Origin of the sequence: uncultured Gimesia sp. (genome assembly GCF_937910335.1) — a bacterium.
Taxonomy (GTDB): Bacteria; Planctomycetota; Planctomycetia; order Planctomycetales; family Planctomycetaceae; genus Gimesia.
In genome coordinates this window covers 1-2910 of the sequence record NZ_CALEMX010000253.1, presented here as the reverse complement: position 1 = coordinate 2910, position 2910 = coordinate 1, and the positions used below count along the sequence as shown (strand labels likewise).

Annotated in this window: 4 protein-coding genes; 1 reads left to right on the top strand and 3 read right to left on the bottom strand. The window is 44.8% G+C overall.

Features of this window, described 5'->3' with window-relative positions; genetic code table 11:
• Nucleotides 1-673: GDSL-type esterase/lipase family protein (locus Q0668_RS10240; RefSeq protein WP_298863827.1), on the bottom strand; the 673-nt coding region annotated here is incomplete at its 3' end.
• A gap of 64 nt (nucleotides 674-737) precedes the next feature.
• The gene (locus tag Q0668_RS10235; RefSeq protein WP_298863824.1) at nucleotides 738-1223 is read right to left on the bottom strand and encodes a DinB family protein; all 486 of its coding nucleotides are present in this window, start codon (nucleotides 1221-1223) and stop codon (nucleotides 738-740) included.
• Between the two features lie 306 nt (nucleotides 1224-1529).
• Here Q0668_RS10235 and Q0668_RS10230 point away from each other — a divergent pair, with 306 nt between their 5' ends.
• Nucleotides 1530-2060 (top strand): DUF3916 domain-containing protein, encoded by a 531-nt coding sequence (locus tag Q0668_RS10230; RefSeq protein WP_298863821.1) that lies wholly within the window; start codon nucleotides 1530-1532, stop codon nucleotides 2058-2060.
• A 572-nt stretch (nucleotides 2061-2632) separates the two neighbouring features.
• On the opposite strand, the gene Q0668_RS10225 is transcribed toward Q0668_RS10230, so the two are convergent.
• Nucleotides 2633-2910, bottom strand: a 278-nt coding sequence (locus Q0668_RS10225) for a sulfatase/phosphatase domain-containing protein (RefSeq protein WP_298863813.1), incomplete at its 5' end; no start/stop codon positions are given.

Here is a 2910-nt window from a genome sequence, read left to right as displayed (position 1 = left end):
CATCCAGTAAGAGATCATCGGCTGACTGGCCGGGCTGTTTCGCATAGTTTTCATAATTTGCGTAAACATCGACGAGTGGCACTGTTTCTTCTCTCGCGATTTTTTGAACCGTTGGAAGATATTCTTTGAGAGTGACATTAAATCCATCCGGATTCTTTGCATCATAGGGCGGCTTGTTGTAGAGCTGCTTGGTTTTCACATTCCAGCGCATGGAATTAGGAGTCATCAGGATGACGGAAATGTTTTTCTTTTTCAAAGTTCGAATCATGGAACGCAGATTGGCTTCATATTTTTCATTGGAAACACGCGATCTGGTCTCAGGTGGATTTTTCCACACATCAATGGCCGAATCATTAATTCCGAATTGAATCACCACGAGATCGGGTCGATGGCGTAACACATCTTTTTCAAAACGCGCTTTCGCTTGCTCCGTATTATTTCCCCCAATTCCAGAATTGATCACTTTGACGGGAAAACCCAACTGTGGGAGTTCTTTCGCAAGAATCTTTGAATACACGTTCAGCGGCCCACGAGTTGCCGTCGTGGAATCACCAAATGTGACGATGGTGAATTGTTCTGTCGGCTTTTTCTCTACTGCCTGCAGCGAAGGACAAAGCAGACTTCCTATAATCAGTGAGAAGCAGAGTATGAAAGATACAGCATGGTAAAACATGGAGAACAGTCCTGTCTGTGATGCAATAATATTGAGTTGTCTAACATGCCAGGCAAGCAACTTCTTAAAACAGAGCGGCGATACCACGTTCACGGCGACAGCTGGAGAGTTGCGCCAGATGAAAGCCGACATGGCTAGTTAGTATATGCGCCAGCAGTTGCCCGTTCGTTTTAATGGCTGTGCCGTGCAACAGTTCGACCGGATGAGGTTGTGCCATTGCTGCTGCATCCGCGTTGGCCGCCAATGTTCTCAATGTTTCGTAAGCACTCGTATTCGCATCGATCAGCACTTCACACGTCAGGCTTGTATCCGGCTGAACTTCATCACTCGATCCGGGGCCAAACTGGGGAGCCCATTTAGGATGCGTCAAGCTCCCTCCCAGAAAAGTCTGTCCCATTTCACCAACAATCGCGAGGTGACCCAGAATCCAGACCGGAGGATGTCCATGCCCTTGCCCCGGCGTGAAGAGATACTCCGCAGGTAAATCCGCCATCATGGTTGCGAGCTGATCCAACAGGAATTGGTTGAGTGTGATTTCGTTTTCAAACATGTTTTGAATCTCTCTGAGTAACAGGAATGTTCTGTGCTGATGACCATTGTTCATCTTCGATCAATGATACAATTTTCAGGATCAGGTAGCCAGCAGAAAACAGGCCTTCTCAACTTGGATAAACCGGAGAAATTCTCATTTCTGAGTCGAGAGCAATTACGAAAGATAAATGGTATTTTTCAGGGAAAGAGGTTAGTCAAAGTTGCCGGTTGAACTTACATCGGCAATAGTGTGTCTCTGATAAATAGGGCTTCTAAGCACTTTTTTCAACAGCTTACGATAATCATATTTTATAAGAATAAATCGATGCGTCGTTTAACGATTAACAATCCCAACAAGAAGCTGAGAGGATTACGTCGCCATTTTCGTGCTCTTAGAAGGTGGGCCAATCTAATCAAAAATACACGAGAGATTGAATACGGGGAGAAATATCACAATATCAAAGTTCCCCTCCCTCTTTCAATCGTAGAAGGACCAAAGACGCGTCCTAAAACCCAGGCCGATGTTATCAAAGAACTGCTAAAGGCAGCCAGAAATTTGGCGGGTCAAGCCCCTCCTGCTAACTGTTCATTTTATCGTATCGCTGTGCTGTTGAGTTTTCCATCGATGTTTGCCAGTGAAGTCACTGAATTTTTTGACGAGGAATATTTTAAGCGGTTCGTTTATGAGAACGGACTTCCAGACGCTCATAGTCTCAGCCAACAGTTTTCCATTAAGATTCCTCCAGAATTCGATATTGAGTGTGGTCGTCGCGTATCTGTCGAGGATGAGGAGTATAACTACGTGAGTAACGATTGGACGATCACTTCATCAAAACCACATACTCCGGTAGAGTAAATTCTTCAAACATCTGTTGTCCAATATATAAAAGGGGATTTGAAATATGTGTTCTCCTTTCAAACCTAGGCTTGAAGTTGCTGAGAACAATCCTGACCCGGACGGCAACTGGTCTGTATGGCGGTAGGGGGGTGATGGTAGTCGGTTCCTGATTGAAAAGGGATTGCCAGAAAAATTCGCGATTCGCTCAAGTGTGATAGAGACAGTAGGTCTAAAATAAAAAAGGGCTGGAAGCCCAAGCTTCCAGCCCTTATAAGTACGAAGTACTCCTGTTTGTGTAACACTTACAACCTGGTCACAATTTCGCAACTAACTACTCAAACGCGAGCGTCTGTCTTGGGTTCATCAGTTGTGACTTGCTTCCAGCTTAATTGTTATACACGAATAGTTCGGCAGTAGAGATGCCAGAACTTGAATCCTCAAAACAAAATTATTTTTAGAAATGACGTGCCGAGCAATTAACCGTCAGGGCTTTACTGAATGGTAAAATTGATCCATTCGAACTGCAAACGTTTGAGCATATTTTGATGCGTCTCGTTTTTGTTTGAAACGCTTCACATTTCCAAATCAGATTACAGTTCGGGGATGGGATCGTCCTCTTCGATATCGACTTCTTCCCAGTTTGCTTTGCCGTTTTCGTAACGCAGAATGCGATGTTTGCTGCCGGGCGCGGGTTTTTCGTTGATTGTTGGTAGCCAAGCCCGGTGCTCTTCCATCAATTTTGCAAACGCGGGATCACTGCTGAGGTTTTTCCATTCAGCGGGATCCTGTTGCATATCATAAAATTCTTCTGAACCATCGGCATAGTGGATATAGCGATAATTCTCGGTGCGGATCGTCGTGTTGTTTC

Excerpts from the sequence above, each read along its gene's own strand:
- Q0668_RS10235 (WP_298863824.1), bottom strand. The coding sequence starts at position 1,223 with ATGTTTGAAAACGAAATCACACTCAACCAATTCCTGTTGGATCAGCTC.
- Q0668_RS10230 (WP_298863821.1), top strand. The coding sequence starts at position 1,530 with ATGCGTCGTTTAACGATTAACAATCCCAACAAGAAGCTGAGAGGATTA.